At 39.1% G+C, this 20608-nt stretch carries 16 protein-coding genes; 8 read left to right on the top strand and 8 right to left on the bottom strand.

Going from position 1 to position 20608, the window contains the following annotated elements:
* Positions 1 to 504: 504 nt before the first annotated feature.
* A complete protein-coding gene (locus tag ACQY3M_RS01715) occupies positions 505 to 798 on the top strand; it encodes a helix-turn-helix domain-containing protein (protein WP_428065641.1) in 294 nt (97 codons plus the stop codon).
* Positions 795 to 1766: a reverse transcriptase family protein gene (locus ACQY3M_RS01710; RefSeq protein WP_428065639.1), complete on the top strand. Its 972-nt coding sequence runs from the start codon at positions 795 to 797 to the stop codon at positions 1764 to 1766. Before ACQY3M_RS01715 ends, ACQY3M_RS01710 begins: the two co-directional genes overlap by 4 nt.
* A gap of 82 nt (positions 1767 to 1848) precedes the next feature.
* On the opposite strand, the gene ACQY3M_RS01705 is transcribed toward ACQY3M_RS01710, so the two are convergent.
* The 5 genes from ACQY3M_RS01705 to ACQY3M_RS01685 form a co-directional block, all read right to left on the bottom strand.
* Entirely contained in the window at positions 1849 to 2088 is a 240-nt protein-coding gene (locus ACQY3M_RS01705) for a hypothetical protein (protein WP_428065637.1), read from the bottom strand.
* Between the two features lie 91 nt (positions 2089 to 2179).
* Positions 2180 to 3097: a tyrosine-type recombinase/integrase gene (locus ACQY3M_RS01700; protein ID WP_428065635.1), complete on the bottom strand. Its 918-nt coding sequence runs from the start codon at positions 3095 to 3097 to the stop codon at positions 2180 to 2182.
* Between the two features lie 191 nt (positions 3098 to 3288).
* The gene (locus tag ACQY3M_RS01695; RefSeq protein ID WP_428065633.1) at positions 3289 to 3510 is read right to left on the bottom strand and encodes a helix-turn-helix transcriptional regulator; all 222 of its coding nucleotides are present in this window, start codon (positions 3508 to 3510) and stop codon (positions 3289 to 3291) included.
* A 241-nt stretch (positions 3511 to 3751) separates the two neighbouring features.
* Positions 3752 to 4465 (bottom strand): phage/plasmid replication domain-containing protein, encoded by a 714-nt coding sequence (locus ACQY3M_RS01690; RefSeq protein WP_428065762.1) that lies wholly within the window; start codon positions 4463 to 4465, stop codon positions 3752 to 3754.
* Positions 4466 to 5052: 587 nt separating this feature from the next.
* Positions 5053 to 6114, bottom strand: a complete 1062-nt coding sequence (locus ACQY3M_RS01685; RefSeq protein WP_428065631.1) for a hypothetical protein — start codon at positions 6112 to 6114, stop codon at positions 5053 to 5055.
* A gap of 486 nt (positions 6115 to 6600) precedes the next feature.
* On the opposite strand from ACQY3M_RS01685, the gene ACQY3M_RS01680 reads away from it, so the two are divergent.
* The 6 genes from ACQY3M_RS01680 (at position 6601) to ACQY3M_RS01655 (ending at position 16275) form a co-directional block, all read left to right on the top strand.
* The gene (locus ACQY3M_RS01680; protein ID WP_428065629.1) at positions 6601 to 9555 is read left to right on the top strand and encodes an SNF2-related protein; all 2955 of its coding nucleotides are present in this window, start codon (positions 6601 to 6603) and stop codon (positions 9553 to 9555) included.
* A complete protein-coding gene (locus tag ACQY3M_RS01675) occupies positions 9540 to 10118 on the top strand; it encodes a hypothetical protein (RefSeq protein ID WP_428065627.1) in 579 nt (192 codons plus the stop codon). Before ACQY3M_RS01680 ends, ACQY3M_RS01675 begins: the two co-directional genes overlap by 16 nt.
* A complete protein-coding gene (locus ACQY3M_RS01670; RefSeq protein WP_428065625.1) occupies positions 10108 to 11823 on the top strand; it encodes a site-specific DNA-methyltransferase in 1716 nt (571 codons plus the stop codon). The genes ACQY3M_RS01675 and ACQY3M_RS01670 overlap by 11 nt, the downstream gene beginning before the upstream one ends.
* A 10-nt stretch (positions 11824 to 11833) precedes the next feature.
* Positions 11834 to 12595, top strand: coding sequence for a hypothetical protein (locus ACQY3M_RS01665; protein ID WP_428065623.1), 762 nt, complete (start codon positions 11834 to 11836; stop codon positions 12593 to 12595).
* Positions 12596 to 12614: 19 nt separating this feature from the next.
* Positions 12615 to 15254, top strand: coding sequence for a DEAD/DEAH box helicase (locus ACQY3M_RS01660; RefSeq protein WP_428065621.1), 2640 nt, complete (start codon positions 12615 to 12617; stop codon positions 15252 to 15254).
* A gap of 178 nt (positions 15255 to 15432) precedes the next feature.
* Complete coding sequence (locus tag ACQY3M_RS01655) at positions 15433 to 16275, top strand: TIGR02391 family protein (RefSeq protein ID WP_428065619.1); 843 nt, start codon at positions 15433 to 15435, stop codon at positions 16273 to 16275.
* 414 nt (positions 16276 to 16689) lie between these two features.
* Here ACQY3M_RS01655 and ACQY3M_RS01650 read toward each other — a convergent pair whose 3' ends face one another.
* Genes ACQY3M_RS01650 through kdpC form a run of 3 tightly spaced genes read right to left on the bottom strand, consistent with a single transcriptional unit; the run spans position 16690 to position 20607 of the window.
* Positions 16690 to 17385, bottom strand: a complete 696-nt coding sequence (locus ACQY3M_RS01650) for a response regulator transcription factor (protein ID WP_428065617.1) — start codon at positions 17383 to 17385, stop codon at positions 16690 to 16692.
* Between the two features lie 11 nt (positions 17386 to 17396).
* Complete coding sequence (locus ACQY3M_RS01645; protein ID WP_428065615.1) at positions 17397 to 20057, bottom strand: ATP-binding protein; 2661 nt, start codon at positions 20055 to 20057, stop codon at positions 17397 to 17399.
* On the bottom strand, positions 20044 to 20607 hold the full coding sequence (gene kdpC, locus ACQY3M_RS01640) for a potassium-transporting ATPase subunit KdpC (protein WP_428065613.1): 564 nt from the start codon (positions 20605 to 20607) through the stop codon (positions 20044 to 20046). The genes ACQY3M_RS01645 and kdpC overlap by 14 nt, the downstream gene beginning before the upstream one ends.
* Position 20608: the final 1 nt, after the last annotated feature.

Here is a 20608-nt window from a genome sequence, read left to right as displayed (position 1 = left end):
GTTCAACTGAAAGGTCTACCTCTCCCATAATGTCGTGAGCTGAAGTTTAGCTCGGCTCTTTGAAAGAAGGAGCAACCCTTTCGAGCGCACAAAGCACTCCGTCCGTTATGCAATGCGTCGCACGCATGTAAATGCGCAACCGAGACCTCTAGCATAACACCAGAAAGCTATAATAAGTTTGCGCTTGAACTTTTCATAAATAGGGAGTATGTAATTATTCATATTCTATCTGTTTATGGGGAGAACTCTTTGGGATATTGCATTGAATTTGCATAGGACCGATACACTCATAGGGAGAACAACCACTGGTCTTTAAAAGACAAATTTAGGTGGTTAAAGGAGTGTATATATGTCAAGAAGGAAAAAGACATCATTGAAGTTGAATAAATATGTGAAGGCTATTCTTTGCAACCCCGCATTTTGGCGGCTAACAATAAGAGTTATATTAACGTTTATTGAATGGTACTGTAAAAAATAGACAATGCAATATCCTAGATTAATCGTATGAATAAATTAAATAAAGCCTTGCGCCTTATTCGTGTTTTTAATGATATGAGCCTATCGGAATTAGCCAAAGAAATGAAAGTTTCAATTGGCTATTTATCCGAAATTGAATCAGGCAAAAAAAATCCTTCCTTAGACATTATCCGCAAGTATGCCACTGTGTTTCATACAACAGAGTCTGCTATTTTGTTTTTTTCTGAAAATATACAAATAGATAGCAAAACAAAAACGGCCTTGCGTAATAATATCTTGAAATTCTTAGAGGCCTTGGACCATCTAAAAAAGAGCAAATGACTGCCAAACCAATTTCTCATTCTCCCTTTTTCCGATTAGAGTCCAAAAGAAAATTGGCTAATCTCTTAGGATTGTCTGTTAAAGAAATTCAATCTATTACTAAGGTTCTTAAAACTAACCCTAGCGAATATTACCATGTATTTACAATGAAACAACAAGGTAAAAGCAGGCAGGTAGAAGAACCTATTGGAATATTGAAAGGAATTCATAGCCGTATTAAAGATTTATTTGCTCGGACAGAAGTCCCAACTTGGTTAATATCTGGCCAAAAGGGTAAAAATATAACGGATAATGCGCGCCCTCATATTCCTGCTAATTTTGTAACTTGTGTAGATATTGAGAAATTTTATAAACACGTAGCGCGTGAGCGTGTTTATCAGATGTTTTTATATACTTTTCAAACTTCTCCCGATGTCGCGTTTTTTTTAACAGAACTTGTCATGTTCCAAGATGTTCAAACAGGACATTGTTTTATACCAACAGGTTCTCCATGTAGCCAAGTTGTTGCTTTTTGGGCATATTATCATACTTTTAATGATATTGCCGACTATGTGACACGATTAGGGGTAACCATGACATTGTATGTAGATGACTTAACCCTTTCCTTTTCTCGTCTGATTTCATCCAGGATAATTAATAATATCCATAATCGATTAAAAAGTGTTGGCCTCTCTTTCAAATTATCAAAAATTAAACATTATGGCCCCTCACATTATAAAGTTGTAACAGGAAATTGTATTACCCCTGGGCATCAATTGATTCCCACACGGAAACTTCGCCATGATATAAGTAAAATGGTGAATAATCAAAATCTGGATTCTTTTACACTGAAGCAATTGCGTAGTTTGAATGGGAAAATAGCCGCAACTCATTTACAAGATCCTACGATGTTTCTCCCCTTATATGGAAAAACTAGAAAAATATTAAAGCAAAAAATGGCTTCCAATAAACCTCAAAGTAAGCATTAATTTATTGACTTCTAAGCAACAGTTATTGAATAGTAAATTTATATAGAACAATCCCCACTACATCTGTTTAGTGGGGATTTGCTTATGGGGTAGGTAATGTATTATTAAGGGCCTGTTGAATATGTGGCAATGCTTGTTGAAACGTGTTAATGTTCATTACTATCCCTCGTTTAGAGCGGCGCAACTCATCGTTTTCATCTTTATAAAACACCCTTAATTCCACCAATTTTTGATTGTATTGCGTGGAAATAATACATTTCACTTCTTCGTTGGCATTCTTTCGGAAGCTATACACTTCCCCTTCTATTTTTTCTGTTTCCATTCTTTCTTCTCCTTTATGCAAATTGTGGCAGTAAATCATTCACAATTTCTATGGATTTACGCAAATAAGTAGGGCTTAAATGCGCGTAGCGTTAGGTTAATTTTAAGTCAGAATGACCCAAAATACGCTGTAAATCGGTAATAGAGCCGCCTTTCATCATAAAATGACTGGCAAAAGTGTGGCGCAAATCGTGAAAGCGGATGTTTTGTATGCCCAGTTTTTTAAGCGTATGACGAAAGTCGTACTCCACCATTTTTTCCGTCAGCGGGAATACTTTACCTGTTTTAAGCGGGTGCATACTCAGTAATACCTGACGTAAAGACGGCATAATGGGCACTTCTCGCTTATTGCCGGATTTGGAAATATAAATATGGATAATGTTATTCGTCCAATCAATGTCTTTCCAATCCAGGCGTAGAATTTCGCCCCGGCGCATACCTGTACAGATAGCAAAGGCTACCAAGTTACGGGAACGCTCTGGGATATGCAACAAAACTTCTTTAATCTCCTCTTGCGACAGGTAATTGGTGCGGGCAGGGTTTTCTTTTTGCTTTCCTACTCCTATGCATGGATTTTCACCCTTATACAACTTAAGTAAGATGACTTTATTAATAATAGCCCGCAGGACGCTAAAGTGCCTGTTAGCGGTGGATGGACTAGTTTCGGCCAGGCGTTGGTTATAAAACTCCTGTACATTGGCCGTAGTAATACTGGCTAGGGGCTTATTCCCAAAGTACTTTTTGAGAAATTCTATCGTATATTTCATCTTAAAAGCACTTTTTTTCTTACTTAGGTGAATGGCATAGTATTTATCCGCCGCTTCCCAAAAGGTAAGTTGTTGTTTCTTTCTGTCTGGGAAGAACTTCCTTTCGGCTATCTCGGCCTTACGCTTGGCTAAGATCTCTTTAGCCAGTGTTTTACTACCATAAATAGTTTCCCGGTGTCTCTTCTGGTATTCGTCACGGTAGTCAATTGTAAAACTTTTATTTAAATTATCTTTGATTCCCATATACTGTATTCCCTTTCTGCTGCCGTGCTGCAGAGCTTATCATCATTAGAGCGTTTTGTAAAGCAGCACACGGCTATATTTCTGCTTGTTTGGGCTTATTAAGGGCCTTTATGGGACCCCTAATAAGACAAAACGCCCCTGGAGTCGTTATATATACGCCTCTGTTATCATTGAAAAATTGTAGTGATTATTTACGCCCGAATCTTGAAGATGGTACTTAAATCATCGTTTCTACTTTTTGCTTCTTCCAACGACTTATCTACTTCCACCAGATCAAACCTTACCCCTCTTTTACCAAGTTTAATAATCCATTGGGGTGGAATTTTACCTTGGCTTTTGTAGGTATAGATACTGCCTTCCGTTGTCCCTAAATACTGGGCCAATTCTTTAGCATTTACTAAACGCGGTGTCATCAAATCCTCCTGTCTGCAGGCCCATATTTACTGTAGTATTACCCACACATTTAGGGGTTAATTTCCAGCTGGTTTCATATGAGATTTTTTGATAATCTTCTCACTGAATAGGACTCATTTGCAATATTGAAGATAGCAAAATTTCTTTGAATATCTTCTCCGTTTCGGAAGTAGATACATATCCCTCTTGCAACTCTTTCCAATAACGTAAGGCCGTCTTAGCATCACTGTGTTTTTTTAATCAAGTGAAAGTAAGATCTGCTCCCAGGTTCTGTAACATCCAAACAAGCCAGCAACGCAAGGATATGGACTGTAAGCCGTGAATCCCGTGCTTTTGACAAAATATTTCTCTCTCTTTTAGAAGCGTATTAAAATCAGATTCTACCAGTACAATGCCATCTAATATTTGATATAGCCTATTCGTCAATATAGTTCTGGCAATTTCAGGGTTGAAAGCATTAGCCAAGGTGTTTTCAAAGGCCAAGTGTTGGGTCCTAAATTCTCTTTCAATTTCAACACTTTTTTTGATTTGATACTTAACATTGACAATAGAAAAAGAACCCTCTTCCAAGATGTTTCGCAACCCTAAAGGGATATATTCTTGCGTTAATCCTTCATGAAGTTTATCGTAAAAGATTAATTTGCGGTGTTTAAGCATATTCACGCAACAAAATCCATCTTCCGGGTAATAAGTAACGGCTTTCTTAAACCGACTTATCTTTTTACTGCTCTCCATTAAGTTTTGGCAGAAATTAGACGCCAGCGGAATTAATGCAATCTTATTCACATCCATTCTAAATAATTTATGTTGCATTAATACTTCTGGTTCCACAAATACACCTGCATAAGCCAGTTGTTCTACACTTTTGTACACAAAAGTCTCTAAGTCCTTTGGACCGACTTCATACAAATTATGTCCAAAAATGACTTTTGACGGGCAAGATTCCCAATAAATCCCATAGAAATCCCTACGTATAGTAGGAAAATATCCGGCTTCCAGGTGTTTATATCCTGATCCGTCCCTATGTGGGGCTAATAGGTATCTATGCCTACTATCAGCCCTATCGTTTATCCCATGCTAGCCCGTGTGGCACATAAAAGGAGTAATAATTATGCTGGATAAAGTGGCTTGTTATCTTTTACCGGGAGAGGTTAAAATTATATCTCCCAATATATCCCTGTCAACCCCAATATTTACTATTGGCGGTTAAGCCCATTAAATGAGCTACCCGAATGCGATTGCAAGCGGGGAAAATGAATTTTTTGTTATATGGTTCTATTCCCAGGGAAAGAGTCCCATCAATACAACTTTTTTTGAATATTTCCATTATTTCTCCTTTGTGATTATTTGTTCTAATCACAGATTTATTTACTGTTCAGTATGTCTGAACACATATTATTTTAAGGGAAAAAATAATGTTTGAAAATTGGGGGCGGGTTCTAGGTGCCCGACGAGAAATTGCCTAGAAAACAAAAAATCTACCTAGAAGAAAGGTAGATTTTGTATAGGTGAAAAATGAATTTAGATATAATCTAGGTGCCTTAGGGGGTGTCCTTGGTTTTGGGGTGTAAATAAAGGCCCGTTTTACCGACGGTAATATCAAAATCCAGTGAAAAATGATATTGCTCAGATATTTTCCTAAATTTTTTGAGTGTTTCTATGCGGTAGCTTTCTAAACGCTTAATAATATTTCCAGACATAGGGCTGCGTTTGGGGGTGCTAAGCCCCCTTAACCACTGCTTTAATTCTTCTTGGAAAGTTTTTACAGATTTTACTTCCCCACGGTACATAACCAGGAATTGAAGGAAGAAAAATTGAACAGAATCAGTTTCAAAAGGAATCTGGTGCTCCTTGTAATAGACAATAAGCTTACTGTAATCAAAAGAGGATAAAGACTCTTCCGGACAGGTAATTTCAATTCCGCAATATTCTATTAGTGTAGCCGCTGTTTTGCGCAATGGTCGCAAAAGTTCAACGGTAAACCGGAAATGTGGATAATCTAAAATGGCTTCTACTTGGTTTTGAGACAGATTCTCCTGGTTATGATCCAGAAAACTGATTTCGGCTCCTTGTAGGGCTAGCTTTTCGCGGAGTAAAGCAAAAAGAACGCATTCTACCCACCGGGCAGAAGGATTTTTGAGGCTTTCTTCTCCACTCAGAAGCTGTGGCGTGATGGAAAAAGACGGGCCGAATTTTTCTTTTTGGTTATTTAAAAAAGATACAGTATTGCCCCAAGAATGTACAAAACTGAAATAATTAAAGGGATTTTGTGTAAATTTATGCTCTCTGTAAGCAGAAAGGTAATGAGCTAAAAACTTCTTGAAAGAATCTTTACTTTTTTTAACCAAACAATAGCCATTGATGGGAATATGGTACAGGGGCCTCTTTTTGTCATGGTTAGGCTTTTCGCCCCCAGCCGTAACGGTAGGCAGTTCTGTAAGCAAATTTTTACCATATATCACTTCCAAAACGGGTAATTGTTTTAAGTTTTGTAGTTCTATTAGATAAGATGGAATAACAATAAATGGGTGGTGGTACAAATAGAGTAGCACCAGCGCTTCTGGGTAAGAGAGTAATTGGGAAAAGGGCATTGTATCTTCCATAATTGTTATTATAGCCATTTTTACATCTAATTGGGTAATCGGTTGGATTTTCTGTATAACTAACGAAATAGGCTGTATTTTGACGCATTTTATAAATCCAAGCCAAACCGTGGGTATTTAGGTGGATTTAAGCATTTACTCTTCCATTATGCGCACTTTTTAGGGGGTAAATATATTGGCACAAGGAAAGCTCCTAAAATTTTCCAGAAAATTTTTTTGACCGGACTTTTTATTCTAAAATCCCAAAATTTATTTTTGTGATGTTATCTTCCGCTTTTAGTGACTTCCGTCCGCCGTCCTTATTTTTGGCAAGCGAAAAATAGCGGACGAAATCCGCCCCAAAAGGCTTACTTCGTTACAAAAGATATCTTTTGTTGTTCTTTTTGTATATTTCCCTGAGCTCCCTTTGCAGTTCACCTTCTTCTATAGTAAAATAAAAGAAATCCTAATTATAAAAAATAGTTCTTTCTGATTATAGGTATATATGTGAAATCTTTTGCCAAAGCACAATATTTAGCCCAATTATTAACCTTAAAAAATCCTGCTAACTCTGTTACAAAATTAGGGCGTTCCGTTCTTAATTCTACCATTGACTTAACCCCGCACCAGATTGATGCGGCTTTGTTTGCGTTTCAAAATCCACTTTCTAAAGGTGCTATTTTAGCTGATGAAGTAGGCCTGGGTAAAACTATTGAAGCCGGCCTAGTCATTAGCCAGCTGTGGGCCGAAAACAAGCGCAAGATTTTATGCATTACCCCTGCTTCCATTCGTAAACAATGGCAAGGAGAATTGAGCGATAAATTTTTTATTGATTCCTTTATTTTAGACACCAAAACCTATAAACAATGTCAAAAAGAAGGTAATGAACTACCTTTTAATCAAAAAGATAAAGTTGTCATTTGCTCGTATCAATACGCCCGCCGTATGGAACGGGATATTGCTTTAGTAGATTGGGATTTAGTGGTAATAGACGAAGCGCACCGCTTGCGTAATGTCTATCGTTCAGATAATAAAATTGCGCGCTCTATTCAAAAGTCCACCGCCCAGCGTAAGAAACTACTCTTAACCGCCACTCCTTTGCAAAACTCCTTATTAGAATTATATGGATTAGTTAGTTTTGTAGATGAGCGCATTTTTGGCAATTTAGAATCGTTCAAAGCGCAATTTATCCAACATTCAGATGTATTTGATGATATCCCTGTATTATCGGATGATGCTAAAACCACAGCCCAAATGCGTGCAGAACGTCTGTTTAATGATCTTAAACAGCGCATCGCGCCTATTGCACACCGCACTTTACGCCGGCAAGTTCAGCAATATGTGCGTTATACCAAGCGCAGTTCTATTACTATAGACTTTACTCCTTCCGATGACGAATTAGAACTGTACGAAAAAGTATCCGAATACTTACGCAAACCGTCCTTTGGGGTCTCTTCTAGTAATAATGCTTTATTGATGTTAGTTATTCGCAAGATTTTGGCTTCATCTTCTTTTGCTATTTCAGACACTTTGGGTAAACTCATAGAGCGGCTTAAAAAAGTGCGTGAAACGCAATACCCGGAGCCGGATGTAAACCTGGCCGAAGATTTTGAGTCATTAGAAGAACTGCAGGACGACTGGGCCGAAGCCGGGGATCCGCAAGCCGGTTGCGTTTATCCTTTTCCCAAATCTTCCAAAGGCCTGTCTCTTAAAGAAAAAGTCCACGTTCGGGAGATGATTACCGATGAAATCAACCAGTTGGAAGATTACCGCAAACTAGCCAAAAGCATTACAGAAAACGCCAAAGGAAACGCTCTCTTACAAGGCATAGAACTGGCCTTTTCTCAAGCCAAACAACTGGGTAGCCCGCGCAAAGTACTGGTATTTACAGAAAGCCGCCGCACCCAACAGTATTTAAAGGAACTTCTGGATAAAAACGGCTTTGCAGATTGCACGCTTACCCTTAACGGCACCAATACCGATCCTGCCAGCAAGGCCTTACTAAAACAATGGAAAGAACGCCACCAAACGGACGGTAAAATTACGGGTATTGTATCGGCGGATACGCGCGCAGCCATTTTGGAAGAATTTAAGGACCGGGCGCAAATTTTATTGGCCACGGAATCTGGCGCCGAAGGTTTAAATATGCAGTTTTGCAACGTGGTGGTCAATTATGACTTACCCTGGAACCCCCAACGCATCGAACAGCGCATTGGCCGCTGCCACCGCTATGGGCAAAACTATGATGTGGTGGTAATTAACTTCTTAAATACCGCCAACGCGGCAGATAAGCGCGTGCTGGAACTGCTAAAAAATAAATTAAACTTGTTTGACGGGGTTTTTGGCTCGTCGGACCCTGTATTAGGGGCGCTGGAATCCGGCGTAGATATTGAAAAAGCCATCGCGGATATTTTCCAAAAATGCCGTACAGAGCAGGAAATCCAGCAAGCCTTTGATAATTTACAAACCCAGCTGAGTGATACCATCGCCCAGGCGACAAGTCAAACCAAAAGCAAAATTTTTGATAATTTTGACGAAGACGTCCAAAAACGCATTAAAGGGCTGGATAAAGCCCTGGGAGACCTCACCCAGTACGAAAGTTATATGCTGGCCTTTTTACAGGCTGTATTGGGCAAATCTTTCTCGTATGACCCAAACACCCATTCCGTGTTTATTACCACGCCCAAACTGCCGTTTTGGCAAAAAGAATGGAGCGGTACTTACAGCCTCAAGCAGTCTTTGGTAAGCACGCGGCCTTTGCACTTAAATTTGCCTATGATGCAGGCCCTGTTGCAGTATGTCCTCCAGCAAAAACCGCAGGAAGAACAAATCACGTTTGACTATACCCACAGCGGCAAAAACTTGGCCATGGTAAAGCATTTAGTGGGTAAAAGCGGGTATTTGCGGCTGGTTAAAATGACTGTCTCCGCCCTGGATACCACCGAGTATTTGCTCTTTTCTATGTGTACGGATTCCGGTAAGGACTTAACACCCGAATATGCCCAAAAACTGTTCAAAACCCTGCCTGTGGCGGCTGAACCCATACAAATTGGGGATAACCCCCGCCACTACCTGTTAGACGCATGCGAAAGCCGCAAAAAACAGGTTTTAGACCAAATTTCCCAAGAAAACAGCCAATATTTTGACGCTGAAATGGATAAACTAGATCAATGGGCCGACGATTTAAAGAACGATTTAGAGCGAGAAATTAAGGACTTAGATAAAGAAATCAAAGCCCTAAAAAAACTAAACCGGGAGACCACCGCATTGCAGGAAAAACTATCCTTAGGGCGCCAGCAGAAAGAAAAAGAGGACTTACGCCGCCAAAAGCGCGCCCGCCTGTTTGACGAGCAGGACGAAATTTCCCGCCGTAAAGACCATATTTTGGACGATTTACAACAGCGCTTACAAAACAATGTAACCGAGCAAGAAATTTTTATTATCGGATGGAAAGTGATATGATATATGTTCAATTAGTCTTAATTGCATTGATATTAGCCTCTTTTGTAGTAGAATGGAAATATGGGAAGGGAAATATAGTGGCCTGTTTAGGATTATTAGTTGCATTATTCTCTACACCTTATTTTACGCTTCCTACAGAGTTAGAGAGACATCATCAACAAATTTTATGGAATGAAAGATATTCCTCATTCCAAGAGCAATTGTACCATGTAAATTCAGTACATCATAACTTTCAGTATTTTCTAAAGGCGACATCTCTACAAGAGTTTCCCAAGGTAGCACAACAAGCCAGTATAGATGCAATTTCTGTAATTGATGACGATATTTCAAAACTTGTTTTAAATGGCTTGTATTATGAGATGGTTTTAGGAGAAAAAACAAATACAGTTTTGGAAAATTACTTAAAGGAGTTACAGCCTTTAGTGCAGACGATTAAAGAAAATTTGTTTAAGAAAGAAGAAATTAACTCACAACAACTTAGTGATAAAGAATATGATGCTTTTTTAAAATATCGGTTGAATGTTTTGCGGATTTATACAGAGGATTTTGAATATGGTAAATAAACAGAAGTTGGAACTGACATGGATTGGGAAAGATACCCCTGTTAAGGTGGAACCGCGGATTTTGGTGCATGACCCCACTAAAGACTATGGCGATAAAGCCACCGATAATATGCTAATTTACGGCGATAACCTGCTGGCCCTAAAAGCCTTGGAGCAGGACTATGCCGGCAAAATAAAATGTATCTATATCGATCCCCCGTATAATATTGGAGTGGCTAATAATCAAGTATATGATGATAATAAAGAACACTCCGAATGGCTCCAACTAATGTATTCTCGTATAGAAGTGTTATATAAGTTGTTAGCTCCGGAAGGAGTAATTTTTGTCCAAATTGATGATTTTGAACAGGCATATTTACGCTTAATTATGGATGAAATATTTTTACGCAAGAACTTCATTGCGTGCTTACCTGCAATTATGAATTTAAAGGGTAATCAAGATCAATTTGGTTTTGCAGGTTGCCATGAGTATGTTTTATGTTATGCCAAGAGCAAAGGAAACTTACAAATAAATAATTTTAATGTAGAAGATGTAGATAATTTGGAATGGGCAGAAGATGATATAGGATTGTATAAAAAAGGGGCGCCATTGAGGGCAACCGGAGAAGAAGGACTTAGAGAAAATCGTCCTTCAATGTTCTATCCCCTTTTATGGAAGGATGGGGTGCTCTCTACTATTCCTAAAGAAGAATTTAATTCCTTGTATAATAAAGAAACGAAGCAATTTAATGATGTGTTTTTGAAAGCATTAAAAATAAAATATGAAAAGGATGGATATACCTTTATCCTTCCAATGGTAGATACGGATAATTATGGCCGATGGCGCTGGGGTTATACAACTTCTAATATTGCACGATTAGGTTATGATGTTTTGGTCTGTATTAATAAAGGGAAAATTTCTTTGTATAAAAAACAACGACCTGAATTAGGAGATTTACCTACTAAGAAACCTAAGTCTTTTTTATATCGTCCAGAATACAGTAGTGGTAACGGAACTGCACAAATTAAAAAATTGTTTGGAGATAAAAAATTTCCATACCCCAAACCGGAAGAGTTAATTGCTGATATTATTCACTTGGGTTCTAACCCAGGGGATTGGGTTTTGGACTCCTTTTTAGGCTCCGGCACCACAGCAGCCGTGGCGCACAAAATGGGCCGCAAATACATTGGCATAGAATTGGGCGAACATTGCCATACCCATTGTATCCCGCGCCTGCAAAAAGTGATTGACGGAACGGACCAGGGCGGTATTTCCAAAGCTGTCAACTGGCATGGTGGCGGTGGCTTTAAATACTACTATCTCGCCCCCAGCCTGTTAAATAAAGACAAATACGGCCAATACGTCATTTCCAAAGAATACAATGCCGATATGCTTGCCGCGGCCGTAGCCAAAAACGAGGGCTTTAAATATGCCCCGTCCCAGGAACAATTTTGGAAGCAAGGCCAAAGCAGCGAGGCGGACTTTATCTATACCACCACCAACCACGTGGGGGCGGAATTGCTTTCCGCCATTGCCCAGGATATGAAACCCGGCGAAAGCCTGCTGATTTGCTGCAAAAGTTTTGATTCGGGCCTTTCCAGCCGTTTTGCCAACATAACGGTTAAAAAAATCCCTGCCGCCCTGTTAGGCCGCTGTGAATTTGGCAAAGACAATTACAACCTTAACATCATCAACCCGCCCGTATTGGAAGAAGAGGAAGAATAAGGAGTTGAATATGGGTAAATTTCTGGTAGAAGAGACTATTGAAGCGTGTACAATTACTGCAGATGCTATAAAAAGAATAGATACTGAATTGAATGATATTATCAGCCAATATAACAAGGGTAAAGAAGATATTAATACTCGGCTTTTGTATTTAATTCGGTTTGACGGAAAGGGATATATTGTTGATGATATTGATTCTTTATTAAAATATTTTTCCGACGCCCAAACAGTGGAAAGAATTGTTTTTGAAGTTTCGGATATTACGACGGAACGAAATGAAAAAACTATTGCTATTTATTTAAATAATAATATTCAAACTCTTTCATCTTTTGTCGTTACTAATGATTGTAAGGAGTGGACTGAGGGAACCTTTTATCGTTTAAAAGGAATATTAAGTAAGTATCAAAATTCTTACTCTTGGGTTCGGAACTGGAAAGTTGAAGCGTTTGTTCAAATAACTGCAGTTTTATTAATGTTTTTCTGTGCGCTGTATTTAGCAGTAAAAACCTGTTCTATGTTAAATGTTGAGCATCCTTTTTTGATTTCGTTTATCGGTTGGTTATTGTTGTTTTCAAACTGTTGGACATATACTATGCTGAATTTAAGAACTTTAATGTCTAAGATATTTCCTGTGGTTGCATTTAAAGGAAATAAATTAAAAAAATATCTGCAAAACATTGTATTGTCGGTAATAGTTGCTCCTTTCGCTATTTACTTGCTCGCAAATATTTTTCAGTATTTCAAAACTGTTGTAACAACAATATTTAGGTAATGTTATGAACCAAAACGCTTTGTATATTAAAAACCGTCTTTCTCTGCGTGCCCCGCAGGCCGAAGCCCTGTATATCCTGGCGGATATTTGCCAGCTGTTGCCGCTTTCTAAAGAAAATGACCTTACCGCCCAGGTGGCCGCTATCCGCGCCAAATCCCCACTTTTTAAGGATTTTGAACGCCAATTCCCCAACCTGTGCTTTGCGTTGGCCACTGGAGTGGGCAAAACCCGCCTTATGGGGGCTTTTGTGGCGTACCTATACAAAGAGCATCAAATACAGGATTTCTTTATTCTAGCCCCCAATTTGACCATTTACGACAAGTTGATAGAGGACTTTTCCAAACCGGCCAACCCCAAATATGTGTTTAAGGGGATAGCGGACTTTGCGGTTAACCCACCGCTGGTGATTACCGGGGATACTTACCGTGAAATGACGGAACATCAATTATTCCAGGAAAGTATCCGCATTAACATTTTTAACATCTCCAAAATCAACGCCGGTGAACGCAAAGGGGATAAGCCGCTTATTAAACGCTTATCCGAATATTTAGGGCAGAGCTATTTTGACTATTTAGCCAGCCGGGAACGCCTGGTGCTGTTAATGGACGAAAGCCACCACTACCGGGCCGAACGGGCTATGCAGGTAATTAACGAATTAAACCCCGTTTTGGGTATAGAAGTAACTGCTACGCCGCAAATTCAAAAAAGCAGCAAGGCAGTGCCGTTTAAGAATGTGGTGTATGAATATTCCCTAGCCAAAGCCATCCAAGACGGGTTTGTTAAAAAGCCCTATGTGGCTACCCGCAAAAACTGTAAGCCGGAAAATTTCACTCCGGAAGAAATTGACCGTTTTAAAGTGCAGGACGGTATCCGCCTGCATCAGCATACAAAAGTGGAGCTGGAAAAATACGCCCGTAATAATGGCCTGCGTATTATTAAGCCTTTTGTGCTGATTGTGACCAAAGACACAGATCATGCCGAACAAATCAAACAAATGATTCAAGCGGATGACTTTTACAACGGCTACTATAAAGACAAGGTAATTGTGGTGCATTCCGCCCAAAAAGGAAGCGAAAAAGACGAAAATATTACCAAGTTACTCTCTGTGGAAAATCCGCTAAATAAAACAGAAATTGTTATTCACGTAAATATGCTTAAAGAAGGGTGGGACGTTACAAACCTGTATACTATCGTCCCCTTGAGGGCGTCCGCTTCGGATACCCTTACGGAACAGACTATCGGGCGTGGTTTGCGCTTGCCGTATGGGCGGATTACTAACGATGATACTGCCGACAGGCTGACTATTGTGGCGCACGACAGATTCCAGGCTATTATTGATGAAGCCAACCGGGAAGGAAGTCTGCTGCGCAAAGAAAACATTATTGAACTGGATGACGATTTTGACAATACCCCCGCCAAAGAGGTAATTGTTTCTAAACCCATACTGGTGGCCCAGCGGGAAGAAGCGGCAAAAGCGCCAGAAACGTCTTTTTGGGTTCCTCAAACCCCAGAAGTTAAAGAAGCGGTGGCTATTTTGCAAGATAAAATTTTGCCTAAAATGGGCTCGGAAGTAAAAACCATTAGGGATTTGTCTTCTCCTGTAACGCAAGAAATAGCCATAAACCGGTTGGAAGAAGAATTAACCGGGAGCAGTTTGTTTGCTAAGGAGCAAATAGCAGATATTAAAAAACATTTGCCCCAACTGGTGCAGCAGTTTGTTTCCAGCATTATTCCCATCCCGCGGTTAATTGTACAGCCGGGGAAAGACGGCTATTTGAAGTTCCAGCCGTTTGAACTGGATACGACTAACATTACGTATCAACCTGCTTCCCAGGAGATTTTTATTAAATCCTTAACCGATGGAAAATTTGCTTTTTTACAGGGGAAAGTATCAGGGGATATTAACCAAGAGAGTGCGGAAAACATTTTGTTGTCGGCCCTGTATGATATACCGGAAATTCCATACGAGGATTATGCCGATTTACTGCATAGTTTTGTGCAGGCCGTAATTACTAAATTAAAAAGCTATTTGAAAGAAGAAGATGTAAAAAATGTACTGGTAAGCTTCCGAAAACCTATAGCGGAATTGATTTTTGCCCAGATGAAACAGCATTCCGTGTATGTGCAACCGGATTATACAGCCGCAAAAGTGTATCCATTTGAAAGGATTTACCCGCATAATTACGATAAAATTACGGCTGATAAGGTGTACCACTATACCGCTACTATCGAACCTACTAGCCAAATCCCCAGTAAGGTTTTTACAGGGTTTCAAAAAGCATGTCATAATCTGTATAAGTTTGATTCTAAGGCGGAAAAGGATTTTGCCAGCATTTTAGAGCAAGATCCAAAAGTCTTAAAATGGCTTCGCCCCAGTGACAGGCAGTTTGATATTTACTGGCGCAATGGGAGTCATAAATATCAGCCGGATTTTGTGGTAGAAACGGCTGAAAATCTCTTTTTAATAGAAATCAAAAGCGCCCGGGATTTAGAACTCTCAGAAGTAGAAGAAAAAGCCAATGCCGCCACCACTTGGGTAAAACGGGTGAATGAGTCAGCTACTGAAACGGGGGCTAAAAAGTGGAAGTATTTGCTTATTCCCCACAGTGAGGTTCTTTTGAATAGGGATCTAGCGTGTTTTGAAACCTTTGCAAAATAAAGGGCAATTAACCCCGCCTAAAGCGGGGTTTTGTTTTTCTCCCCAGCCTTTAATTTTTTTATGATATTATCTTTCGCTTTTGCGTATTCCGTTGGCCGTCCTTATTTGGGGAAATCGGAAAATGAAGTACGACACCCCAGAGAAATCTCCTTGTTGAATGAAAATATAAGGACGTTAATTGATTGAAATTAACGTATTTCAAAGGAATGTATTTGAGGTTGGTTGGCAAGTCCCTGAATACAATTTGCTAGTATTAATTACAAACTATAATTGGGAAATAACAATGAGTAATATATCAACTGCAGATAAACAATATTTAGATAACGCTTTACGCCTGGGTTCTGGAGGTCGGATTATTCGTTTTTCTGAAGAAGAGTTTGTTAATTTCTTCCAGGAACAAGGGGTAAATATTAACGACGAGGCCTATACAGAATATGGAAAAACACAAAACGATCGATTCCGTGCCTGGCTAGATAAAGCAGATAATAAAACTGTTGGAAGTGTGATCTTAGAAATAGCAGCTTTATTTAGAAATAAAGAACAAGGCCAGATTATTTCCGTTAAATTTTCATCAGGATTAGAAAAAATAGGTGAAAAACTGTTATCTAAGCCTGACCGAAGCCAAGCTTCAGTGGCGGGGAATTGTATTCATATTACTATTAGGCCTGAAATCTATAACCATATACAACGCTATCTTGAAACAGAAGACTACTTTCACGCTGTGGATGAAGCGTATAAGATAGTAAGAGAAAAATTAAAATCTATTACGGGGAAAGAAAGGGCCACGGAAGTATTCGGAGAGGTCGGTACAAAGGTAGAGTTTTTAGATGGATTATATGGAACTAATACGAAAAAAGGTACTCCCCAATATGATTTTTATAGAGGATGTGGTTATATTCATTTAGCTATTCAGTTTTTAAGAAATGAAAAAGCTCATAGTAGTGCTATAGATCTGGATAAAAATCTAGCGATTCATTATTTAGCTTTGGCTAGTTTGGCGTATGATTTGATTTCCAGATAACCTAACAGGTTTTTTAGTCTTCTATTCTTGGGAGGACATCTTCCCTTTAGGCACGTCCAAATAACTGAAGGCGTCTTTCCAAATCCTGTAACTGTCCAAAATTTGGCGGGTTATAGAGAGAAAAGAGGTGTCCAAAAAGTGTCCATTTTTGGTCAAAATGCGTTAAAATCCATTAAACTGCATTAAAAAAAGACCTCCTAGTTTTAGGAGGTCTTTTTATATCTTTTTGGCTCTTTTATCGTCGGAGGATTAAACTTTGTTAAACTCCGCTAAGAACCATTTTAAATGGCGCGCCCAACAGGAATCGAACTTGTATCTTCAGCTCCGCAGGACTAGTGTATAGTACGCAAAACAATAAAATTCCTTTTAATTTAGATAGTTTTTATCTCCTCTATATATTGTATTTCTTCTTATTTATTCCTCTATTTTATCAATGCGATAACCTACTCCTTGTTCTGTTTTTATAAATCCTTTCATCTCTTCACAAGTTTCTAATTTTCGACGCAAATTAGCTACATAAATTCGGACATAGTGGGTTTGTTCATTGGCAAAGGCTCCCCAAATATTAGTTAAAATAAAATTTTGCGTAAGAATTTTCCCTTCCCAAGAAATTAATAATTTCAAAAGGTCAAATTCTGTAGCTGTCAATTTTATTTCTTTTCCTTGCACTCTTACTTTTCTTAAATTTACATCTACTTCTAACGGCCCATTTTTATACAAAGGAGTGTCTTTTAAGTTTGCCCCATGACGCAGCGCCACTCTAACCCTGGCGCCCAATTCTGCTACACTAAAAGGCTTGGTTAAAAAATCATCGGCTCCTAAATCTAAAATCTCTATTTTATCCTTATCCGAATTTAAGACGGTAAGAACAATCACGGGGGTTGCGTGTTCTTTTCGGATGGCTTTTAATACTTCTCCACCAAACATATCCGGAAGGTTTAAATCCAATAACACCAAATCCGGATGTTTGCTTTTAAATAATTGCAGCGCGCGGCGTCCGTTTTCTGCTAAAAAGACTTCATAACCCTGATTTTGCAAGCTGTTTTCTAAAAAGCGCCTAATACCTTTTTCGTCGTCTACAACTAAAATTTTTGCCCCTTGATTCAGCATAGCCTTATCTCCTAAATTTTAGGTTGCAACTCCAACGGGAATAACATCTTGATTTTTAATCCCCCGGAAGGATTGTCTTGCGCAACGGCATCCCCGCCGTGAAGCAAAGCAACTGATTTTACGATAAACAGCCCCAGCCCTGAGCCCGATTTTTGGGAGGAGGTGCTTTTGGCCCGATAAAATTTATTAAAGATGAGTTTCTTTTCCTCGTCATCCAATCCGGGCCCTTCGTCACAAGTTTCCAATACCACACATTGGTTTTCTACATAGCATTTTACCCAAATATGGCCGCCTGTGGGCGTATAATTTACCGCATTAACGATTAAATTGGATAAAGCCGATTCTACCAGAGCAAAGTTTATCCTTACAAAAGGCAAATCTTTTTGAAAAGAAGTCACTAACTTGTGTTTTGCCGCATAAAGCGAAAGTTTGTCTTTAACGGAATAAACTATATCTTGTAAATCCGTCCATTCTCGTTTTATTTCCGAACCCACGCTTACTTTGGAAATATCTAAGATGTTGTTGATTTCGTAAGTCAAATTCAAAACGGCGCCTTCCAAATCATCCAAACTGTCTGCATTTTTGCCTTTCCCAGTTTTTAAAACGGCCAATGCCCCTTTAATCACGGTAATTGGGGTTTTGAGTTCGTGTGATACGGTATTAAGAACCAGATTATAAATTTTTTGAGTTTCTTCCAGCCGTTTCATTTCCTCCGTTTTCTTTTTCAGCCTTTCTCTTAATAAAAAACTGGCTATTTGCCCCGCCACAGATGCTAATAAATTTCTGTCTTCGGCCGATAAAGATTGAGCGTAATTTTGGGGTAAATACGATAAAAACCCCACCACTTCTTCTGCGGCGGATAAAGGAATATACAAGGCCTCCGAAGAAGACAAGGTGGCGGTGCCCCATCCGGCTTCTAAATTATTTTTCATACACCAAAAACCAACCGATTTTTCTTTCGGATTTTCTGTCCACGCATATCCCATGGGGTGACTGTTCACAGTTTCAAGTTTTTCTGGAATAATTTGATATACAACAGCAAATTCTCCTTTAAATAAATATTTAAGTTGTGATAAAATATCCTGTAATGCCGGTTTTATTTCTAATGCGGCCGATAAAATACGGGCAATTTTTAATAGGGCGGCGTTTCGCTCTTCTCTGGCACGCAATAATCTGCGGCTGGTTTGAATGCGATGAATCAATACACTAACTACTATAGCTGTAAATAAATACACTACAGACATTATCCAATCTTCCGCTTTATTTATTTTGAATGTAAATAAGGGGGGGATAAAAAAGAAGTTCCAGGCTAATGCGCTTGCCAAAGCGCAAAACATGATGGGCACAATAGAAGAAAAAACTCCGACAAACAATACCAATAATAAATATACAAATCCAACGGCAAAATAACCCGTATAATGAGCCAAAACAATATTAAAAATAGTAACTAATGCCAGTAATAATAAGATTCGATAGTATTTACTAGGGTTTGTTTCTAAATAAAAGGTCCGCCAAAAAGAATTTTTTTCTTCCACTCCCATCCAGCCCATTTGATGCAAAAGCTGTACATCTACTTTTGTTTCTTTTAATAAGCGGGTAACTAAAGAGCCTCCTAAAAACAGATCACGCCACAGGCTGCTTTGGGATTTTCTTAATAATACACGCGTGATGCCATACTTATTGATTACGCTTTGTATAGCAGAAAATCGATCCGCATCTACACGGGTAATTAACTCCCCATTCATATTGCGAAAAAGCTCTTCATTGGTAAGGAGGCTTTCTTTTTCTCTATCAGACAAAAGGCCATTTTTGTCCATTAATAGCCCATATAACTCCGCATTGGATGCCAAAGCTGCTTTTCGGGCCGCTCGAATTACTTTTTTGGTAGCAGCATCCGAATAAATTAAAATTAAAAACTTTTCTTTATGTCCTGCAGGTGCAATACCGGATTGAAGCGCTTCCAACTCTCCGCCTACCACATCTCCGGCAAAGCGTAAAGATAATTCTCTAAGAGCGGTTAGTTTATCGGTTCTAAAAAAATTTTCGGCAGCGACGACAGAATTTTGTGGAAGATAGACTTTTCCATCTAACAATCTTTCCAGCAATTGTTCGGCGGGCAAGTCAATCAGTTTAATTTGGTTGGCCCGTTCAAAAATGGCATCCGGAACGGTTTCTCTAACAGAAATACCTGTAATTAAGGCAACATCTTCTTTTAAACTTTCTACATGTTGTACATTAATCGTAGTGTATACATCAATACCGTTAGATAGAAGTTCTTCCACATCCTGCCAGCGTTTTTTATGACGGCTGGACAACATATTGGTATGCGCCAATTCATCTACTAAAACGACTTGGGGGCGACGTTCAAGAATCGCCTCCAAGTCCATTTCATTAAATAATTTCCCTTTATATGGGATTTTTTTGGCAGGAATCACTTCTAGGCCGTCCAACAGTGCCGCCGTTTCTTTTCTTCCATGTGTTTCCACTACTCCAACTACAATATCCACCCCGTCTTCTTTCTTTTTTTCGTGAGCGGTTTGTAACATGGCGTAGGTTTTGCCCACCCCTGGACACATGCCTAAAAATACATACAGATGCCCGCCTTTATTTTTGTTTTCGGCGGTTTGTACGGCTTGTAAGATTCTGTTTGGATCAGGTCTATTTTCTTGCATAAGTTTCCATATCGTCTAAAGCTATATTTAATTTTAACACATTAACACGCATTTCCCCCAGGAAGCCAAAATCTCTGGGTTCAATCGTTTTGTTGATTAATTTCTCTACTTCTTTTTCAGAAATATTACGGGCATTAGCAATACGTTGGACTTGTTCAAACGCTGCTTGCGGACTGATATGGGGGTCAATCCCTGAGGCGGAAGTAAAAAGCATTTCATCTGCCACTTTGCCGGTGGGGTTCATATATTTAGCTTTGTTTTCTTGCATCGTTTGGAAAATAGCCGAAGAAGCCGGGGATATATTGCTAGCACCAGACGGCAAAGTATTATAATTACCGGCAGACGGACGCCCCCAGAAATATTTATCCTGCTGAAAGAGTTGGCCTACAAATACTGCGCCAATATTTTTACCATCTTTGACTATAATATTCCCAGTTGTATTATCTACAAAAAACAAATGACTGGCTCCCGTTATAATGGCAGGATAAATAACACCTGTCACAATACTTAAAATTACCAAGAATTTAAAGGAAATCCATAAATTTTTCATC

It is taken from the genome of Candidatus Proelusimicrobium volucris (genome assembly GCF_959605025.1).
Lineage (GTDB): Bacteria > Elusimicrobiota > Elusimicrobia > Elusimicrobiales > Elusimicrobiaceae > Proelusimicrobium > Proelusimicrobium volucris.
Note: the sequence above shows the minus strand (reverse complement) of the source record. Positions and strands in the feature narration are given on the sequence as shown.

Bases quoted from the DNA above. Each gene is read 5' to 3' on its own strand.
- ACQY3M_RS01715 (WP_428065641.1), top strand. From the start codon at position 505: ATGAATAAATTAAATAAAGCCTTGCGCCTTATTCGTGTTTTTAATGAT.
- ACQY3M_RS01710 (WP_428065639.1), top strand. From the start codon at position 795: ATGACTGCCAAACCAATTTCTCATTCTCCCTTTTTCCGATTAGAGTCC.
- ACQY3M_RS01705 (WP_428065637.1), bottom strand. From the start codon at position 2,088: ATGGAAACAGAAAAAATAGAAGGGGAAGTGTATAGCTTCCGAAAGAAT.
- ACQY3M_RS01700 (WP_428065635.1), bottom strand. From the start codon at position 3,097: ATGGGAATCAAAGATAATTTAAATAAAAGTTTTACAATTGACTACCGT.
- ACQY3M_RS01695 (WP_428065633.1), bottom strand. From the start codon at position 3,510: ATGACACCGCGTTTAGTAAATGCTAAAGAATTGGCCCAGTATTTAGGG.
- ACQY3M_RS01685 (WP_428065631.1), bottom strand. From the start codon at position 6,114: ATGGAAGATACAATGCCCTTTTCCCAATTACTCTCTTACCCAGAAGCG.
- ACQY3M_RS01675 (WP_428065627.1), top strand. From the start codon at position 9,540: ATGGAAAGTGATATGATATATGTTCAATTAGTCTTAATTGCATTGATA.
- ACQY3M_RS01670 (WP_428065625.1), top strand. From the start codon at position 10,108: ATGGTAAATAAACAGAAGTTGGAACTGACATGGATTGGGAAAGATACC.
- ACQY3M_RS01665 (WP_428065623.1), top strand. From the start codon at position 11,834: ATGGGTAAATTTCTGGTAGAAGAGACTATTGAAGCGTGTACAATTACT.
- ACQY3M_RS01650 (WP_428065617.1), bottom strand. From the start codon at position 17,385: ATGCTGAATCAAGGGGCAAAAATTTTAGTTGTAGACGACGAAAAAGGT.
- ACQY3M_RS01645 (WP_428065615.1), bottom strand. From the start codon at position 20,057: ATGCAAGAAAATAGACCTGATCCAAACAGAATCTTACAAGCCGTACAA.
- kdpC (WP_428065613.1), bottom strand. From the start codon at position 20,607: ATGAAAAATTTATGGATTTCCTTTAAATTCTTGGTAATTTTAAGTATT.